Annotated in this window: 9 protein-coding genes; all 9 read left to right on the forward strand. The window is 64.8% G+C overall.

Annotation, left to right across the window (positions count from 1 at the left end):
* The first annotated feature begins 103 nt into the window (after window positions 1-103).
* Window positions 104-979: an SDR family oxidoreductase gene (locus tag FM101_RS13765; protein ID WP_087000613.1), complete on the forward strand. Its 876-nt coding sequence runs from the start codon at window positions 104-106 to the stop codon at window positions 977-979.
* A 73-nt stretch (window positions 980-1,052) separates the two neighbouring features.
* The gene (locus FM101_RS13770; RefSeq protein WP_087000615.1) at window positions 1,053-1,928 is read left to right on the forward strand and encodes a biotin--[acetyl-CoA-carboxylase] ligase; all 876 of its coding nucleotides are present in this window, start codon (window positions 1,053-1,055) and stop codon (window positions 1,926-1,928) included.
* A gap of 76 nt (window positions 1,929-2,004) precedes the next feature.
* The gene (locus tag FM101_RS13775) at window positions 2,005-2,565 is read left to right on the forward strand and encodes a PH domain-containing protein (protein WP_179204337.1); all 561 of its coding nucleotides are present in this window, start codon (window positions 2,005-2,007) and stop codon (window positions 2,563-2,565) included.
* Window positions 2,546-3,913 (forward strand): adenylate/guanylate cyclase domain-containing protein, encoded by a 1,368-nt coding sequence (locus FM101_RS13780; protein ID WP_241895177.1) that lies wholly within the window; start codon window positions 2,546-2,548, stop codon window positions 3,911-3,913. Before FM101_RS13775 ends, FM101_RS13780 begins: the two co-directional genes overlap by 20 nt.
* Window positions 3,914-4,041: 128 nt before the next feature.
* Window positions 4,042-10,131, forward strand: coding sequence for an Ig-like domain-containing protein (locus FM101_RS13785; protein WP_087000619.1), 6,090 nt, complete (start codon window positions 4,042-4,044; stop codon window positions 10,129-10,131).
* Window positions 10,132-10,198: 67 nt separating this feature from the next.
* Complete coding sequence (locus tag FM101_RS13790; RefSeq protein ID WP_087000621.1) at window positions 10,199-11,182, forward strand: AAA family ATPase; 984 nt, start codon at window positions 10,199-10,201, stop codon at window positions 11,180-11,182.
* A 150-nt stretch (window positions 11,183-11,332) separates the two neighbouring features.
* The gene (locus FM101_RS13795) at window positions 11,333-12,607 is read left to right on the forward strand and encodes a DUF58 domain-containing protein (protein ID WP_087000623.1); all 1,275 of its coding nucleotides are present in this window, start codon (window positions 11,333-11,335) and stop codon (window positions 12,605-12,607) included.
* Window positions 12,604-14,994, forward strand: a complete 2,391-nt coding sequence (locus FM101_RS13800) for a transglutaminaseTgpA domain-containing protein (RefSeq protein WP_087000625.1) — start codon at window positions 12,604-12,606, stop codon at window positions 14,992-14,994. Before FM101_RS13795 ends, FM101_RS13800 begins: the two co-directional genes overlap by 4 nt.
* Before the next feature lie 3 nt (window positions 14,995-14,997).
* The coding region (locus tag FM101_RS13805; protein ID WP_143269299.1) for an RDD family protein at window positions 14,998-15,710 on the forward strand (713 nt) is incomplete at its 3' end.

The raw sequence follows: 15,710 nt of genomic DNA on the forward strand, positions 1-15,710 counted from the left end.
AGGAACCCTACAAAGTCGCCGCGTGGCGCTCAGCTGGTTCGGGGCAGAAACTTCTTGTTACTGACGGGTAACCTTTGGGAGGGATTTCCCGTAGGCTGGGGTCATGACCGAGTCACCAGTACCCCAGAACCCCGTAGCCGACGCCGTCGACGGAGCCCGCCCCTTTGCAGGACGTACGGTCCTGATGAGCGGTGGAAGCCGCGGCATCGGACTCGCCATCGCCTTGGAACTGGCAGCCGGCGGAGCGAATATCGCCTTGATGGCCAAGACCGCCACGGCCCAGCCGACCCTTGAAGGCACCGTCTACACGGCAGCCGAACAGATCCGAGCCCACGGCGTTGGCGCCCTGCCGATCGTCGGCGACGTGCGCAACGACGACGACGTGCAGTCCGCGGTCGAGGCGACCGTCGCCGAATTCGGTGGCATCGACATGGTCGTGAACAACGCCTCGGCGATCGACCTGTCCACCACCGATGCGGTCTCGATGAAACGTTATGACCTGATGCATGACATCAACGTTCGCGGCACGTTCCTGCTCTCCAAGTTGAGCCTGGACGCCCTGCGCCGCTCGGAGAACCCGCATATCCTCACCTTGTCCCCACCGCTGAACCTGGACCCGAAATGGGCCGGCGCCAACCTCGCCTACACCATGGCCAAATACGGGATGAGCATGACCACGCTCGGTCTGGCCGAGGAGCTGCGCGGTGACGGGATCGCCGTGAACTCGCTGTGGCCGGCCACGCTCATCAACACCGCAGCCATTCGGAACATGCCCGGTGGGGAGCAGCTGATCCGCGGGGCCCGCAAGGAAGCCATCGTCTCCGACGCCGCAGCGGTCATCCTGGCCCGGCCCGCCAGCGAATGCAGCGGGAACTTCTTCATCGACGAAGAGGTTCTGCGCGGTGAGGGAGTCACCGACTTCACCGGCTACAGCATGGGGGCGCCGGAGGACCAGTTGGTTCCCGATATGTTCCTCTGATCCCCTGGCCGCCCCGGCGGGCCGCACCGACACGGTCGGCCCGCCACGGGGGCTTCGGACTAGGCTGGAAACCATGAACGAATCAGCAGCCCTGCGTGCCCCCTTGGATGCCGAGGCCCTGCGCCGTGATCTGGTCGGGCCGGGGACCATCGCCCGGCTGGACGTCGTGGAATCCACGGGTTCGACCAATACCGACCTGGCCGCTGCCTTCACCACAGCCCCCGAGGAGTGGCCACAAATCAGCGCGCTGGCCACCGACTTCCAATCGGCAGGAAAAGGGAGGATGGACCGCAGCTGGCAGGCACCCGAGCGCAGTTCCTTGGCGGTGAGCCTCCTGTTCCGCCCGACACCCGGAGGCCGGCCCGCCACCGCGGAGACCTACGCCTGGATGTCCATGCTCTGCGCCACGGCCTTGGCCGAGACCCTGCGGGAATGCGCCGGTGTCCCCGCCGAGCTCAAATGGCCCAATGATGTGATCGTCTCCGGAAGCAAGATCGCCGGAGTCCTGGCCAACCTGGTTCCCGCCCCGGGAGGCTCCGCCGTCGTCGTCGGCTCGGGGGTCAACGTCACCCTGAGCAGGGAAGAACTCCCCGTGCCCACCGCCACCTCACTGCTCCTTGAAGGGGCCCGAACGGTGGACACGACGGCCCTGCTGGGCGACTACCTGCGCCGGGTCTCCCGGCTCTATCACGGCTTCCTGCGGGCCGGCGGCCGGGCGGGGGACGCGATCGACGGCGACGCCACACTGCTCGAACGGGTCGCCCGGTCCATGGCCACCCTCGGGGCACCGATCCGGGCCGAACTCCCTTCGGGGTCCACCCTGGAAGGCACCGCCGTCGGGTTGGAGCCGGACGGGGCGCTGAACGTCAGGACTGCCGACGGGACGACGACGTCCATCCGTGCCGGAGACGTCGTGCACCTGCGCCGCACCGACGGACGTTACGCCTGATCCAGGCCATCGGGTCTCCCGCCTAGAATTGGATATGACCTGGGGCGCGACGCCCAGGCGATGGAAGGAAAAGCAGATGAGGCTGCGACTGGCCGAGAACGAGTGGGTGATCTTCAAGACCCGTGCGCATCGTCGTGTCCTGAACCGTCCCGCCGTCGTCTTCGTCGTGCTGGCGGCCCTGAGCGCCTTCGCCCTGGGGACCCTGACCCGCAACGACCTGCCGGATGCCGTGGTGGAGACCGTGCCCTTATTGCAGGTGGTCATCCCCATCGTTGCCGGAGTGCTTCTGCTGGCCTGGAGCATCATCCCGGTGATTCGATGGAGACGAACCCTGGTCTTTTTGACGAACGAACGCATCGTCGTGCGCCGGGGTGTCGGGGCCAAGAACCAGTGGGAATTGCCGCTGGCCTTCGTCAGGACCCTGAAGACCAGCCAGAAATTGTTTGAACGGGCGAGCGGCTCGGGGGCCCTGGTGCTGGAGACGGCCAACGGGCCGGTCCGTATCCCGCATCTGCCGCGGATCGACCGGGTCCGGGAGCTGGTGGTGACGGCCATTGAGCGTTTACCCAGAACGATGGGGTTCGATGGTGTAGGAATTGGTACAGAGGAACGCGTGGATGGGATCGGACATGGATGATGGGCAGGACGCCGGTGATGAGCGGGCGGAAAGCGCCGCAACACCGGGCCGGGAGCCCCTACCCAGGACCGCGGCCCTCCCCATTCTGCCGTTGGCCCCCTGGCAGCGGGCCGAGCAAGCTGCGGAGGACCAGGAGCCCGCATCGCCGGAGCCGGCCACCGAGCCTGCGCACCCGGACACGGCCAACCTGGACCTGGCAGATCAGGGATCATCCTCGCTGGGGACGTCCACCGGGGGCCTGCCGCAGCTGAGCCCCGATGCCGGACCCGAAACCCGGGCGTTGCCGTTGGCCCAAGCGCTGGAACGCGAAAAGGTCAAGGAGTCCGCCCAGGATCTGGAAAAACTGCTGCTCGGGGCCAAACGCACCATGCGCCGTCGCGAGGCCGCTGCCGCTGCCGGGATCTCGCTGCTCAGTGCCCGGAAGCTGTGGCGAGCCCTGGGCTTCCCCAACCTGGGGGACGACGACGTCGCCTTCACCGAGGTCGATCTCGAAGCCTTGCGCACGATCGTGGGCAATGTGCGTAGTTCGGTGCTCACGGAGGAGGCGGCAGTCTCCATCACCCGGTCGATCGGACAGATGACCGACAGGATGGTCGTCTGGCAGATCGAGGCGCTGGTCGAGGACATGGTCCAAAACCAGGGTGTCAGCGATCCCGAAGCCCGACGCCGGCTCGTGGACCGCCTCCCGGATCTGGTGGATCCCTTGGAGAAGCTGCTGGTCTATTCCTGGCGCCGCCAGTTGAACGCGGCGGTCCACCGTCTAGGCGTCCGTGCCGAAACGGGGTTGGCCTCCAGCGAAGAGGGCCGCGATGGCAGCGAAGACGACGCCCCGTTGCCGTTGGCCCGTGCCGTCGGGTTCGCTGACCTGGTCTCCTATACCTCGCTGTCGCGCCGGATGAACGAACGCACCCTGGCGCAGACCGTGCAGCGCTTCGAGAACAAATGTGCCGAGATCATCTCCATCGGTGGCGGCCGTCTGGTCAAGACCATCGGGGACGAGGTCCTGTTCATCGCCGAAACCCCGCAGGCCGGGGCCCAGATCTCGTTGACCCTGGCCACCGAATTCGCCAACGACGACTTCCTGCCCAAGGCCAGGGTCTCCATCGTCTGGGGGCGCATCCTCTCCCGACTGGGAGATGTCTACGGGCCGACCGTGAACCTGGCCTCACGACTGACGGCGCTCGCCGACCCCGGGACGGTCTGGACCGATTCCGTCACCGCGGGCACCCTGGAAGGCGACGACCGCTTCGTCCTGGACCCGCAACCGACCACGCAGGTCCGTGGTTTCGGGGATATCAACCCCGTGGTCTTGTCCATGGGGGAGGGCGCAGGGCTCGTCCTGGACTGATCTCCCGGGCCACGGGATGGGGAGTTCTCCCCATGTCACGGTTTTCTTCCATCCGTTATGATCTACGGTGGCTGGTTCTGTTCCTTTGGGTGCCGAACAAAAATTGACGGTGATGAGGAACTACAGGTATGTCCCGATGGGGTGCGAATCCGGGTAAAAGCACGGGATTCAAGGTGGCTGCCGTCTCGGCGGTCTCCGCGCTGGCCATCACCGGGGCCATCATCTATCCGGGGTTCAAGACAGCTGACGTCGATCTGAACGACGGCGGTGTCTGGGTGGTGAATAAGGAGCTCAATAAGGTCGGCCACCTCAACTACCAGTCCAAGACCCTGGACGGCGGCGTGCTGACACCGCTGCCCGATTACGATCTGGAGCAGGACGCCGAGCACGTCTTCGTGCGCAACCTGGAACAAGGCGCGCTGACCACCATCGATCCGGCCATGGTCCAATTCGCCGACGATAACGCCCTGCCGGCCAACTCATCCTTCTCCTACGGCTCCGACGTCGTCTCGGTCACCGACGCCGATCACGGCGTCGTCTATGCCACGGCGACGGAGAACCTCGGCGGTTTCGCCTCCCAGGACACGCCTCCTTTGCTCGAGGCCAAGGGCCAGGTCCTCACCGCCGTCGGGACCGATGACACGGTCTGGGCGGTGGACGTCGAAGCGCATAAATTCTTCAGTTGGGTCGCCGAGTCCGACGGCAGCTTCACCCAGGAAAGTGAACAGGACGTCGAGGAGTTGGGGGATGCCTCGGAGGCGCAGCTCAGCGTGGTCGGCGACACCGCCGTGCTCTTCGATGAAAAGACGGGCAAGGTCACGACCTCGGCGGGGAAGACCAGTACCGTCGTCGACCCCGAAGGCGGCCAACTCCAGGCCCCCGGCCCCGATACCGACCATGCGGTGATCGCCTTGGGCAATAAATTGGCCGATGTCCCGCTCGGGGGAGGGGAAACCGAATACCTGCCGTTGAAAGCCAGCGGAACCGCCATCCAGCCGGTCAGGGTCGGTGAATGCACCTATGCGGCCTGGCAGGGAAGCGCCCAATACGTGCGTGATTGTGATGACGACTCCCAAGACGTCAACCGGCAGGTGCCGGAGCTACCGGGCGGCGCCGACCTGCAGTTCCGGGTCAACCGTGACGTCGTCGTGCTCAATGACGTCACCTCAGGGCAGGTGTGGCTGGTCAACGACGGCATGCAGATCGTGAGCAACTGGAGCGATTTGGAACCTCCCAAGGGCAAGGGCGAGGCGAAGAAGGAAGACTCCAAGGAAGTCACCGACGCCATCGAACTGCCCAACCGCACCGAGAAGAATAAGAAGCCCATCACCAAACCCGATTCCTTCGGTGTCCGGGCCGGACGCACCACGGCCCTTCCGGTGCTCTTCAACGATGTCGACCCCGACGGCGACCTGCTGACTGCTTCGCTGGACGGCAAACAGCCCACCCTGGGCACCCTGCAAGAAGTCAACGACGGCACAGGGTTCCAGATGGTCGTGCCCGAGGACGCCACCGGTAGCACCTCCTTCACCTATCGGGCCGACGATGGGCGAGGCGGAGAGGCGACCGAGAAGGCCACCGTGCGCGTCGTCCCCGAGGACGAAAACCACAAACCCAGCCAGGAACGCGTCACCACCCTGCGGGTCCAACAAGGCGAAGCCGTCACCCAGAACATCCTCAGTGACTGGATCGACCCCGATGGTGATGACCTGCAACTGCTGGGTGGCTCCAGTGATGACAAGGACATCATCCGCATTCGCCCCGATGGCGCCTTGACCTTCCAGGACAACGGCAAGAAGGTCGGACGCAAGGAAATCACCGTGCAGGTCTCCGACGGGCGCGAAGGAGCCCAGGGGCGTGTCGTCGTGGAGGTCCTGCCCAAAACGGCGACCCCGCCGGTGACCGCGACCGACCACGTCACGGCGAATGTCGGCGAAGAAGTGACGTTCTCACCGTTGAAGAACGATCTTGATCCTGGCGGCTCTGAACTGCGCCTGGCCACCGTCGAATCGGTCAATGGCGTGGAGGTGAAGAGCAATACGGATACCGGCACGGTGACCATCCGCGGTGAACGGACCGGGACCTTCTACGCCAAATACGTGGCCACCAACGGTCCGGCCAGTGCCCCCGGCCTGGTGCGCATCGACATCAAGGACCCCGAACAGAACTCGGGCAACCCCATCGCCGTCCGCGACGTGGCCCTGCTGCCGGCAGGACAGGACGTGCTGGTCAACGTCCTGGGCAACGACTCCGACCCCGCCGGCGGAGTCCTGGTCCTCACCGGTGCCGACGTAGCCGACGACGCTCCGTTCACCGTCTCCGTGGAACGCAACAGTTTCGTCCGGATCACCGATGTCCGCGGTCTCACCGAACCGAAAAAGGTCCAGTACACGGTGTCCAACGGCAGTGGGGTGTCCACCGGGGAGATCAATGTGATCCCCGTCCCGGCACCGCCCAAGCTCGATCCGCCCCGGCCGAACACCGACGACGTCGTCGTCCGGGCCGGGGACGTCGCCACCGTCGACGTCCTGGAGAACGACATACACCCCAACGGTGCGGAGTTGACGCTGCTTCCGGACCTGAAGGAAGCCGAAGACCTGGGCAAGGGATCGCTGATCAGCGTCGCCGATAGCACCGTGCGTTTCCGCGCCGGCGAATTCGACGGCAAACCGCATAACGTTTCCGCCGTCTACACCGTGGCCGGGCCCGACGGGCAGGAAGCCAACGCCCGCGTGAACTTCCACGTCCAGCCAGTGGACGTGGCCGATAACGCCCCACCCTCACCCGAACAGATCACCGGGCGGGTCTTCGCCGGCGGAACCACCGCCATTGCCGTCCCGTTGGGTGGAATCGACCCCGACGGGGACTCGGTGACGCTCGTCCAGCTCGGCGGTGCCCCCCAGCTGGGCTCGGCAAAGGTCAAGGGTTCGGCCATCGAGTACACCGCCAGCAGGAACTCCAGTGGGACGGACGTGTTCTCCTACGTCGTCGAAGACCGGTTGGGTGCCCGGGCGACGGGCACCGTGATGGTCGGTGTTGCCCCGCTCTCCACGACGAATAACCCGCCGGTGGCCGTGAACGACTCCATCACGGTCCGCCCCGATCGGCCGGTAGCGGTGGACGTCATGAGCAATGACACCGACCCGGACGGCGACCAGATCACCCTCGTCGATGACGTGCAGACGTCCAACGGCGTGGACGCCAAGGTTTCCAACGGCAGGATCGTGGTGACCTCCCCGAAGCAGAAGGGGTCCCTGTCGGTGAGATATACGATCACCGACGGCCGCGGCGGAACAGCCAGCGCCACACTCACCGTGGAAGCGGATCCGGAAGCCAAGCTCCTGGCCCCGATCGCCCGTGACGACCATGCCTCGCTGCAGGAAGTGGTCGGCAAGGAAGATGTCACCCTACCCATTCTCGATAATGATGAGGATCCCGATGGTCGGATCGAGGATCTGGACATCACCTTGCCGGATGATCCGGCCACGGCCAATGTCACCCAGGACAACCAGCTGAAGGTCAAACTGACCGACGATTCCCAGGTCATTGCCTACACGATCACCGACCAGGACGACCTCAGCTCCACGGCCTTCGCCATCGTTCCGGGGGTCGGCGGAGCACGTCCCGTGCTGCGCAGCGATAAGCCGCAGGAAGTGATGGCCGGGGAGAGCCTGAAACTCGACCTCGAGGAACTGGTGCAGGTTCGTGACGGACATCAGCCCCGACTGACCGATGAGTCCAAGGTGTCCTCCGTTCCGGAGAACGACGGCAAACTGGTCCGTTCCGCCACCGAGCTGACCTTCAAATCAGCCAAGGAATATTCGGGCCCCGCATCGGTGACCGTGGAGGTCACCGACGGTTCCGGGCCCGATGACCGTGATGGGCTCGATAGCGTGCTCTCCATCCCGATCAAGGTGCTGCCACGTCCGGAAGACAACGAGGCTCCCAGCATCCAGTCCAACTCGCTCGATGTGGCCCAGGGCGAGGACCCGGCCCGGTTGGATCTGAGTCAGATCGCCAGTGACCCCGACGGTGACGAACTCGAATTCTCTGTCGGAGAGCAGAACATCGAGGGGGTCAAGACCGAACTGGTGGACGGCCACTTCCTCACCGCCTCCGCCGATGTGAAGACCCCCAAGGGCAGCAAGGGCTCGGTGAAGGTCTCGGTGAGCGACGGGCACAACGATGCCGTGTCGGCGAGCATCACGCTGAACGTGCTCGCCTCCACCCGTGAACTGCCGGTGGCCGTAGCTGACACCGTCGAGGACGCCCAGCAGGGCAAAAAAGTGGTCGTCGACGTCCTGGCCAACGACCACAACCCCTATGAGGATCAGGGGCCGCTGAAGATCATTGGCGCCACCGGGCAGCAGGGAGATGGCGGGGCGGAAATCCGCGGGGATCAGTTGGCCATCACCCCGGATCAGGACTTCGTCGGCACGATGACGGTCCAGTACACGATCGGGGACGTGACCGAGGATCCCGACCGTCAGGTCGACGGCACCGTGACCTTGAACGTCAAGGGAAAGCCCGAGGCTCCCGGTCTGCCGTTGGTCGAATCCACCGGTGATTCCAAGGCAGTTCTCAGTTGGGATGCCCCCTCGAACAACGGCTCCCCGATCGAGTCCTACACGGTCTCCGGTGACGGTGTGGAGCAGAGCTGTGCGACCACTACCTGCACCATCAACGGGTTGAAGAACGACCACGTCTACAATTTCTCGGTGACCGCCACCAACGCCGTCGGTGAATCAAGTGCCTCCGCCTCTTCGGCAGATGCCCGCCCCGATGTCGAGCCGGAACAGCCCGGGGCCCCGACCAGTAGCTCAGGTGACGAACAAGCCACCGTGAACTGGGCACCACCGGTCAGCCGGGGTTCGGCAGTGACCAGCTACTCGTTGGAAATCTCCCCGGCACCGGCCACCGGCGTCAGTCAGGTCACCGGAGTCACCGGGACCAGCCATACCTGGAAGGGCCTGAAGAACGGGGTGTCCTACCAGTTCCGGGTCAGGGCAGTTAATAAGGCAGATAAGCCCTCGCAGTGGAGCAACTATTCGTCCTCGGTGATTCCAGCAGGCAAACCCTTCCAGCCGACGGCCCCCGTCGCAGTACGCGCCGAATCGGCGGTGAATGGCGGGGTCGTCAATGTGAGCTGGAAGGCCCCCGGGAACAACGGCGCCCCCATCCAGGGCTACACCTTGAAAGTCCTTGCGGGTGGGTCAACCGTCAAAACCATCGACGGGATCTCGTCCGGGACCACAAAACAGTCGGTGACCGGGCTGAAGACCACCGGGTCCTATACGTTCTCCGTCACGGCGAAGAACAAGGTCGGCACCTCGCCTGCGAGCGGGAAGTCGACGGCAGTGACCCCTTATGGCCGGCCCAAGACCATTGGCAAGCCCACGGCCCAGGCCACGGGAACCAACAACAAGGTCAAACTCTCCTTCCAGAAGCCCGGTGCCAATGGTTCGTCCATCACCGGCTACCAGTACTCCACCGACGGCGGGTCCTGGACGTCGATCGGCGGCCCCGGCTCGGTGATCACCACCAACGCCAATGGTGCGTCCCACTCGTGGAGGGTCAGGGCGCTTAACGCGGCCGGCGCAGCCGATTCGAGCCCCGCTTCGAACAGCACGAGCTCCTACGGTCCGTTGAAGGACGGCGGCGGGCGTTCAGCTTCCCACGGAGACGACTGGATCAAATTCACCTGGAACTCGAAGTCCAGTGACTACGCCAACGGCCGGCCGGTGACGTTGAAAACGAGCATCAGCGGAACATCGACCCCCAATGACGGCAGTGAGAAGGTCAATGTCGGGTGGGAAACCACCCGGAAACTGACCGTCACGGCCACCGATTCCGAGGGGAAGCATTCGCTGAGCAAATCGATCAGCGAAACCTCCAATAAGAAACCCGATCCGCCCGAACCCACGGTGCATCTATCGCGGGGCAACCCCGTGACGAAGAATGATTGCAGCATCAACTGCTATTACTTCAAGGTCAAGCTCGAGGAGTTCTCACCCAGCAGCAGTTTCCGGATTCAGTGCTATAACACCAAGTCCGGATCCCGCCATAAATTCAGCACGAGCACCGGCACCCTGATCAGGACAAACTCCGCTGGAGAGGCCAAGGGGCAGGCCGAGTGCTATCACGGGGCGAAGACGCAGAAGGAGCCGCTCTACGCCAAGGTGGACGGGGTCTGGTCCCAGGCCGTCACCGGATGGTGAAGATCTCCGTCCTGTTTATGTCCACCGGAACAAACACCACGATTGCCGATGAAAGGCACAGCCGATAATGACGATGACCAACGAGCAGGCCGAATGGTTTGCCGGCACTTTCGAGAAGCTGGTGGCCAATGTCGGTCAGGCCATCTTGGGTAAACCCGACGTGATCAAGTTGATCCTCACGGCCATGCTCTCGGAAGGGCACGTGCTGCTCGAGGATGCCCCGGGCACCGGCAAAACAATGCTGGCCCGTTCGCTGGCGGCCACCGTCCAGGGCTCGAACTCGCGCATTCAGTTCACCCCCGACCTGCTGCCGTCGGACGTTACGGGCATCACGATCTATGACCAGAAGAGCCAGCTCTTCGAATTCCACCAGGGGCCGATCTTCGCCAATATCGTGCTGGCCGATGAGATCAACCGTGCCTCGCCCAAAACCCAGTCGGCGCTGCTGGAAGTCATGGAAGAAGCCCGCGTCAGCGTGGATGGCAAAACGTACACCCAAGAGCGGCCCTTCATGGTCATTGCGACACAAAACCCGATTGAGCAGGCAGGTACCTACCGGCTTCCCGAAGCACAACTGGACCGCTTCCTGATCAAGACGTCCATCGGTTACCCGGACCGGGCCTCCACGGTGGCCCTGCTCTCCGGTGCCTCCACCCGGGACAGGTCGTTGGCGCTGAAACCGCTGATCACCACCAGCGCCGTCGCCGATATGGCCGATTTGGCCACCAGCGCGCATGTTGATGAGTCCGTGCTGAACTATGTTGCCGAACTGACCGAGCAGACCCGTGCGGCCGAGGAAACCCGGTTGGGGGTCTCCGTCCGTGGCGCCTTGGCCATGGTCCGTGCCGCCAAGGTGTGGGCCGCGTCGGAAGGCCGCAACTACGTGTTGCCCGACGATGTGAAGGAACTTGCGCCGTTCGTGTGGACGCACCGGTTCGTCATGGACCCCGAAGCAGAGTTTGCCGGGGCAACCCCGGAGTCCGTCCTGGCCCGGATTCTGTCCGTGACCGCGGCACCGCAGCAGCGGGCCGACGCAGATTCCCGCGCGTAGCCCGGTCCGGAAGGCAGTCACTTCAGTATGAGCACACCGACACAGGACTCCGGTCGCCGGTCGGCCAGGACCGGGTCTTCTCGGTTCCCCGGCCTCGGGGGACTGTTCCGGTCACGGCGGGGGTCCAACGGGCCGCGCAGAACGCAGCCAATGGAGAAAAAACGTTCCCGACTGCATCCGGCGTCCCTCACGGCCCAAGTCGGCCAGCTCATCAAGCTCGAAGTCCAGCCCCTTTGGCAGCGCTTGAGCGGGTGGGCCCTGCCCAGGATTGAACCGGCCACGGACGTGGTGAGCCCACTGGGTTGGCTGCTGGCCGCCGTCGTCGTGGCCTTGGCCGTTTTGGGTGGGGTCTTCGGCTGGCAGGAAGCGAGGATTGCCGCCCTGATGGGTGCGCTGCTCCTGCTGTTGGCCATCGCCTTCATTCTGGGCCGTTCGGTCTTCCGGGTCACCCTGGATCTGAACCGGACCCGGGTCGCCGTAGGGGACCGGGCCGTGGGCGGGTTGGAAGTGCAGAACGCCTCGACGAAGGCACTGCTTCCGGTAGCCATGGAATTGCCGGTCGGTACCTCCACCGCGTTCTTCAGGATCCCCCGGTTGGCCCCCGTAGCAGTCCATGAGGAACTGTTCACCATCCCCACCCACCGACGGGCCGTCATTGCCGTGGGGCCGGTGCGCTCCATCCGACAGGATCCGTTTGGGCTGCTGAGACGACAGATCAAATGGACGGAGGTCCAAGACCTGTTCGTCCACCCCCGGACGACGGCGTTGGGCGGGACCAGTTCCGGGTTCATCAAGGATCTGGAAGGGGAGCCAACCCGGGTGCTGTCCTCCTCGGATGTCTCCTTCCATGCCCTCCGCGATTATGTTCCTGGAGATGACCGGCGTCATATCCATTGGAAAACCACCGCACGCACCGGCGAGCTGATGGTCCGTCAGTTCGAAGAGACCCGCCGCTCCCATCTGGCCATCGCCTTGTCCACGAACACCGCGGAATACGTCGAGTCTGATGATTTCGAACTCGCCGTCTCGGTGGCCGCCTCGATTGGGCTCCAAGCGGTCCGTGAACAACGGAACCTTTCGGTACTGACCCAGGCGGGCCCGCTGCGCACCCAGACCGGCAGGAATCTGCTCGATGATTGCACCCGGGTCGAGGGCACAGCCCGGCGCAACGACCTGATCGACCTCTCACGAACCACCAACGACGCGGTGCCCAACGCCTCGGTCTTCTTCTTGATCACCGGTACGGCCGCCACCCCGGCGCAATTGCGTCGGGCCAGCACCCACGTACCCGTTGGGGTCAGGGCCTTCGCCGTACGCTGTGGGACCGGAGCCGAACCTGCCCGGGCTTCCATCGGGGACCTGACGGTGATCACCGTCGGCCAACTCAGCGAGCTGCCCCTGATCCTGCACCAGGTGGCCTCATGAGCGCCCCCGTCTCGTGGCGCTCCCACCTGCCCTCCGCCCACCGCGCCATCGATGCGGCGGTCCTGCTGATCTGCCTCGGGTTGGGGGTCCTGGGCTTGGATGCCGCCTTCGGCGGTGACAGCCACTACCTGCTGGCCGGATTCGGTGGCGTGGTGCTTGGCCTGGTCCTGTCCTACGTCATCGTCCGCTACCGGTGGGGATTCCTGCCGGCGGCAGGCCTGGGCATCGCGATCTACCTGATCGCCGGAACGCCCCTGGCCACCCCGGCGGAGGCCACCTCGGGTTTCCTGCCCAACCTCGAATCACTGCGCACCCTGCTGGCCGGCGTCGTCTTGTCCTGGAAGGACGTACTCACCGTCGCCCCGCCGGTCGGCCTGCGTGCGGGCATGCTGGTCGTCCCCTTCCTCAGCGCCTACGTCACCGCCCTGGTCGCCGGTCTGCTCGCCTGGCGTTTCCGCTCACCGTTCTGGACCGCCATCCCGATCACCGTGATGTTCATCGTCGGCATCATCTTTGGCACCAGGGACGTGCCGCTGCCGTTGCTGCGCGGCCTCGTGCTGGTCATGGCCTTGGTCTGCTGGTTGGCCTGGCGGCGACAGGTGGACCGTGCCGCGGGCCTCGACCAGCCAACCGGAAACGGTGGCGGCCATGTCTCGGCCGCCCGGCCCGGTCTGCGCCGCATCGGATTCGGTGCAGTGGTGCTGATGGTTGCCGGCGGTCTGACGGCCGTCGCCTCCCCGGCGCTACAAGTAGACCAGCCGCGGCAGGTGCTGCGCGACGCCGTCGTCCCACCCATCGACCTCTATGACTACCCGAGCCCGTTGATGAGTTTCCGCAACTATGCCAAGGACCATGCCGATGAGCCGCTGCTCTCGGTCACCGGGTTGCCCGACGGCCAACGGGTCAGGTTGGCCGCACTGGACAGTTATGACGGCATGGTGTTCGATGTCGATCCGCGTTCGGGCGGGAACTTCACCCCCGTCGGGGATGCCGGGAACGTCAACTCTTCGAGCGCCGAGGATCCGTTGCGTTCTCGCGGTTCGCTGGACATCACGATTGAGGGATACCACGGGGTCTGGCTGCCCGCCGGCGGTAAACTCCTGGGCCTGGACGTCTCGGGGGAACGCTCCGAGGAACTGGCCCGTTCGTTGTTCTATAACGACGACGCCGAAACCGCACTGTCGACCACCGGCCTACGGGCCGGGGATTCCTATACGGCCACCGTCGAGTACCCGGTGCAGATCGACCGGAAGAAACTCAAGGACTATGGCCTCTCCGATGTGACGATGCCCAAGCTGGCCAACGTCCCACAAATCGTCTCGGGCAAGGCAGCCGAGATGGTCGGAGACGAAACGACTGGGGTGGAACGCGCCGCAGCGATGGAGGGCATCCTCCATGAGACGGGTTATTTCTCCAACGGCAAGGAAAACGAGGTACCGAGCCTCTCGGGTCACGGGGCGGCACGGATAGCTTCCCTGCTCGACGCCGACGCCATGATCGGCGACGACGAACAATATGCTGCCGCCATGGCTCTGATGGCCCGCGACCAGGGGATGCCTGCCCGCGTGGTGATGGGTTTCTATCCGGAAAAATACGATCCGTCGGGCACCGTGCAGATCAATGGCGAGGACGTCCACGCGTGGGTGGAGATCGGGTTCGAAAACGTCGGCTGGGTGGCCTTTACCCCCACCCCGGATAAGGATAAGGAACCGACCCCACCACAGCAGGAACCCCAGTCGATCCCACAACCCCAGGTGCTGCAACCGCCACCACCGCCACAGGACAAAGCGAAGCTACCTCCGGAGACGGCACCCGATCCGCAAGATGTCGACGAGTCCAACGAAGAATTCTGGGCTTTCTGGGGGCCGATCCTCACCGTCACACTGAGCATCGTGATCCCCCTGTTCATCCTGATGCTTCCGTTGCTCGTGGTGGCCTTCTTGAAGCTGCGCCGGCGCAAACGCCGTTTCGGAACCGGGGGACCCGGAAACCGACTGGGTGGTGGGTGGAAGGAAGTCATCAGCCTAGCCACCGACCTGGGGGCGCGGCCCGACCCTTCGGGCACGCGCCGGGAGAACGCCCGGGCCCTTGGCGAGGGCTTCCCTCAAACAGCGAACACCACCAAGGCGTTGGCCCACCGGGCCGATGCCGCGGTCTTCGGAGCCGCAGTGCCCTCCGAGGCCGAGGTCGCCGACTACTGGAACATGGTTGACGAACAATTAGCTGGCATGAGTTCCTCGGTAGGATTCTGGGGGCGCATGAGGGGCAAGTATTCCCCGCGTTCGTTGGTCCTTGATGCGACGGCCCGGGTCAACGCCCGCCGGGCGCAAGGTGGGTCAGGGCAGCAAGATATCCGTACAGTAGAAACCCCCGAGGAAAAGGAGTAGCCAGTGGCCCAGAACCTGAACCTGGTCAACGCCGTGGCCGCGAAACGACTGGTTGCCGGTCTGCTGGACATCGTTCCGGTGCTCCTGGCGACGATGGTCTACGCCGGTGTCACCTCCTCCACCATGAGCGGGGCCAGCTACCTCACCACCGGTGAACTCCTCGCCGAGACAGCGACCGCCTCGATGGTCCTCACCGTCTTCATCCTGGCCTATGCGATCGTCGTCTGGGGCTGGGAAGCGGGGACCGGCAAGACCCTGGGCAATCTGGCCCTTGGATTGCGGACCACCGACGAGGACGGCTTTGCCCCCGGTTGGGGCAAGGTCTTCATCCGCCGCGCCCTGGTCTGGGTTGCGGGGATCGTCCCCGTGGTGGGGCCGGTCATCATGCTGCTCTCCAACCTCTGGGATCCGAACCATCAGCGCCAGGGCTGGCATGACAAGGCAGCCCGCACCCTCGTGGTCGATGTGAACCAGGGACGCAACCCGTTGCTCACCGGAGGCCTCTTCGGCCCTTCGGCCTTCGCCCCCGGAGGAGTCACCACACCCGGGCAGCCGGGACACCCGGACTACGGTTCCGACCAGGCGGTGTGGCCCGCCCTGGCACCAGAGCCGGCAGGCGGTCCCATCACCGGTGTTCCCGGCATGAATCAGCAGGGGACAGGGGCGGCTTGGCCGCATTCATTCCGAACCGGCGCGAACCGGAAACGACGGAGGCG

This window comes from Arthrobacter rhombi, assembly GCF_900163545.1.
In the GTDB taxonomy this organism is placed as follows: domain Bacteria; phylum Actinomycetota; class Actinomycetes; order Actinomycetales; family Micrococcaceae; genus Arthrobacter_H; species Arthrobacter_H rhombi_A.

What these genes read in the sequence shown, in the direction of transcription:
- FM101_RS13790 (WP_087000621.1), top strand. Translation starts at nt 10,199, where the DNA reads ATGACGATGACCAACGAGCAGGCCGAATGGTTTGCCGGCACTTTCGAG.
- FM101_RS13765 (WP_087000613.1), top strand. Translation starts at nt 104, where the DNA reads ATGACCGAGTCACCAGTACCCCAGAACCCCGTAGCCGACGCCGTCGAC.
- FM101_RS13780 (WP_241895177.1), top strand. Translation starts at nt 2,546, where the DNA reads ATGGGATCGGACATGGATGATGGGCAGGACGCCGGTGATGAGCGGGCG.
- FM101_RS13770 (WP_087000615.1), top strand. Translation starts at nt 1,053, where the DNA reads ATGAACGAATCAGCAGCCCTGCGTGCCCCCTTGGATGCCGAGGCCCTG.
- FM101_RS13775 (WP_179204337.1), top strand. Translation starts at nt 2,005, where the DNA reads ATGAGGCTGCGACTGGCCGAGAACGAGTGGGTGATCTTCAAGACCCGT.
- FM101_RS13795 (WP_087000623.1), top strand. Translation starts at nt 11,333, where the DNA reads ATGGAGAAAAAACGTTCCCGACTGCATCCGGCGTCCCTCACGGCCCAA.
- FM101_RS13785 (WP_087000619.1), top strand. Translation starts at nt 4,042, where the DNA reads ATGTCCCGATGGGGTGCGAATCCGGGTAAAAGCACGGGATTCAAGGTG.
- FM101_RS13800 (WP_087000625.1), top strand. Translation starts at nt 12,604, where the DNA reads ATGAGCGCCCCCGTCTCGTGGCGCTCCCACCTGCCCTCCGCCCACCGC.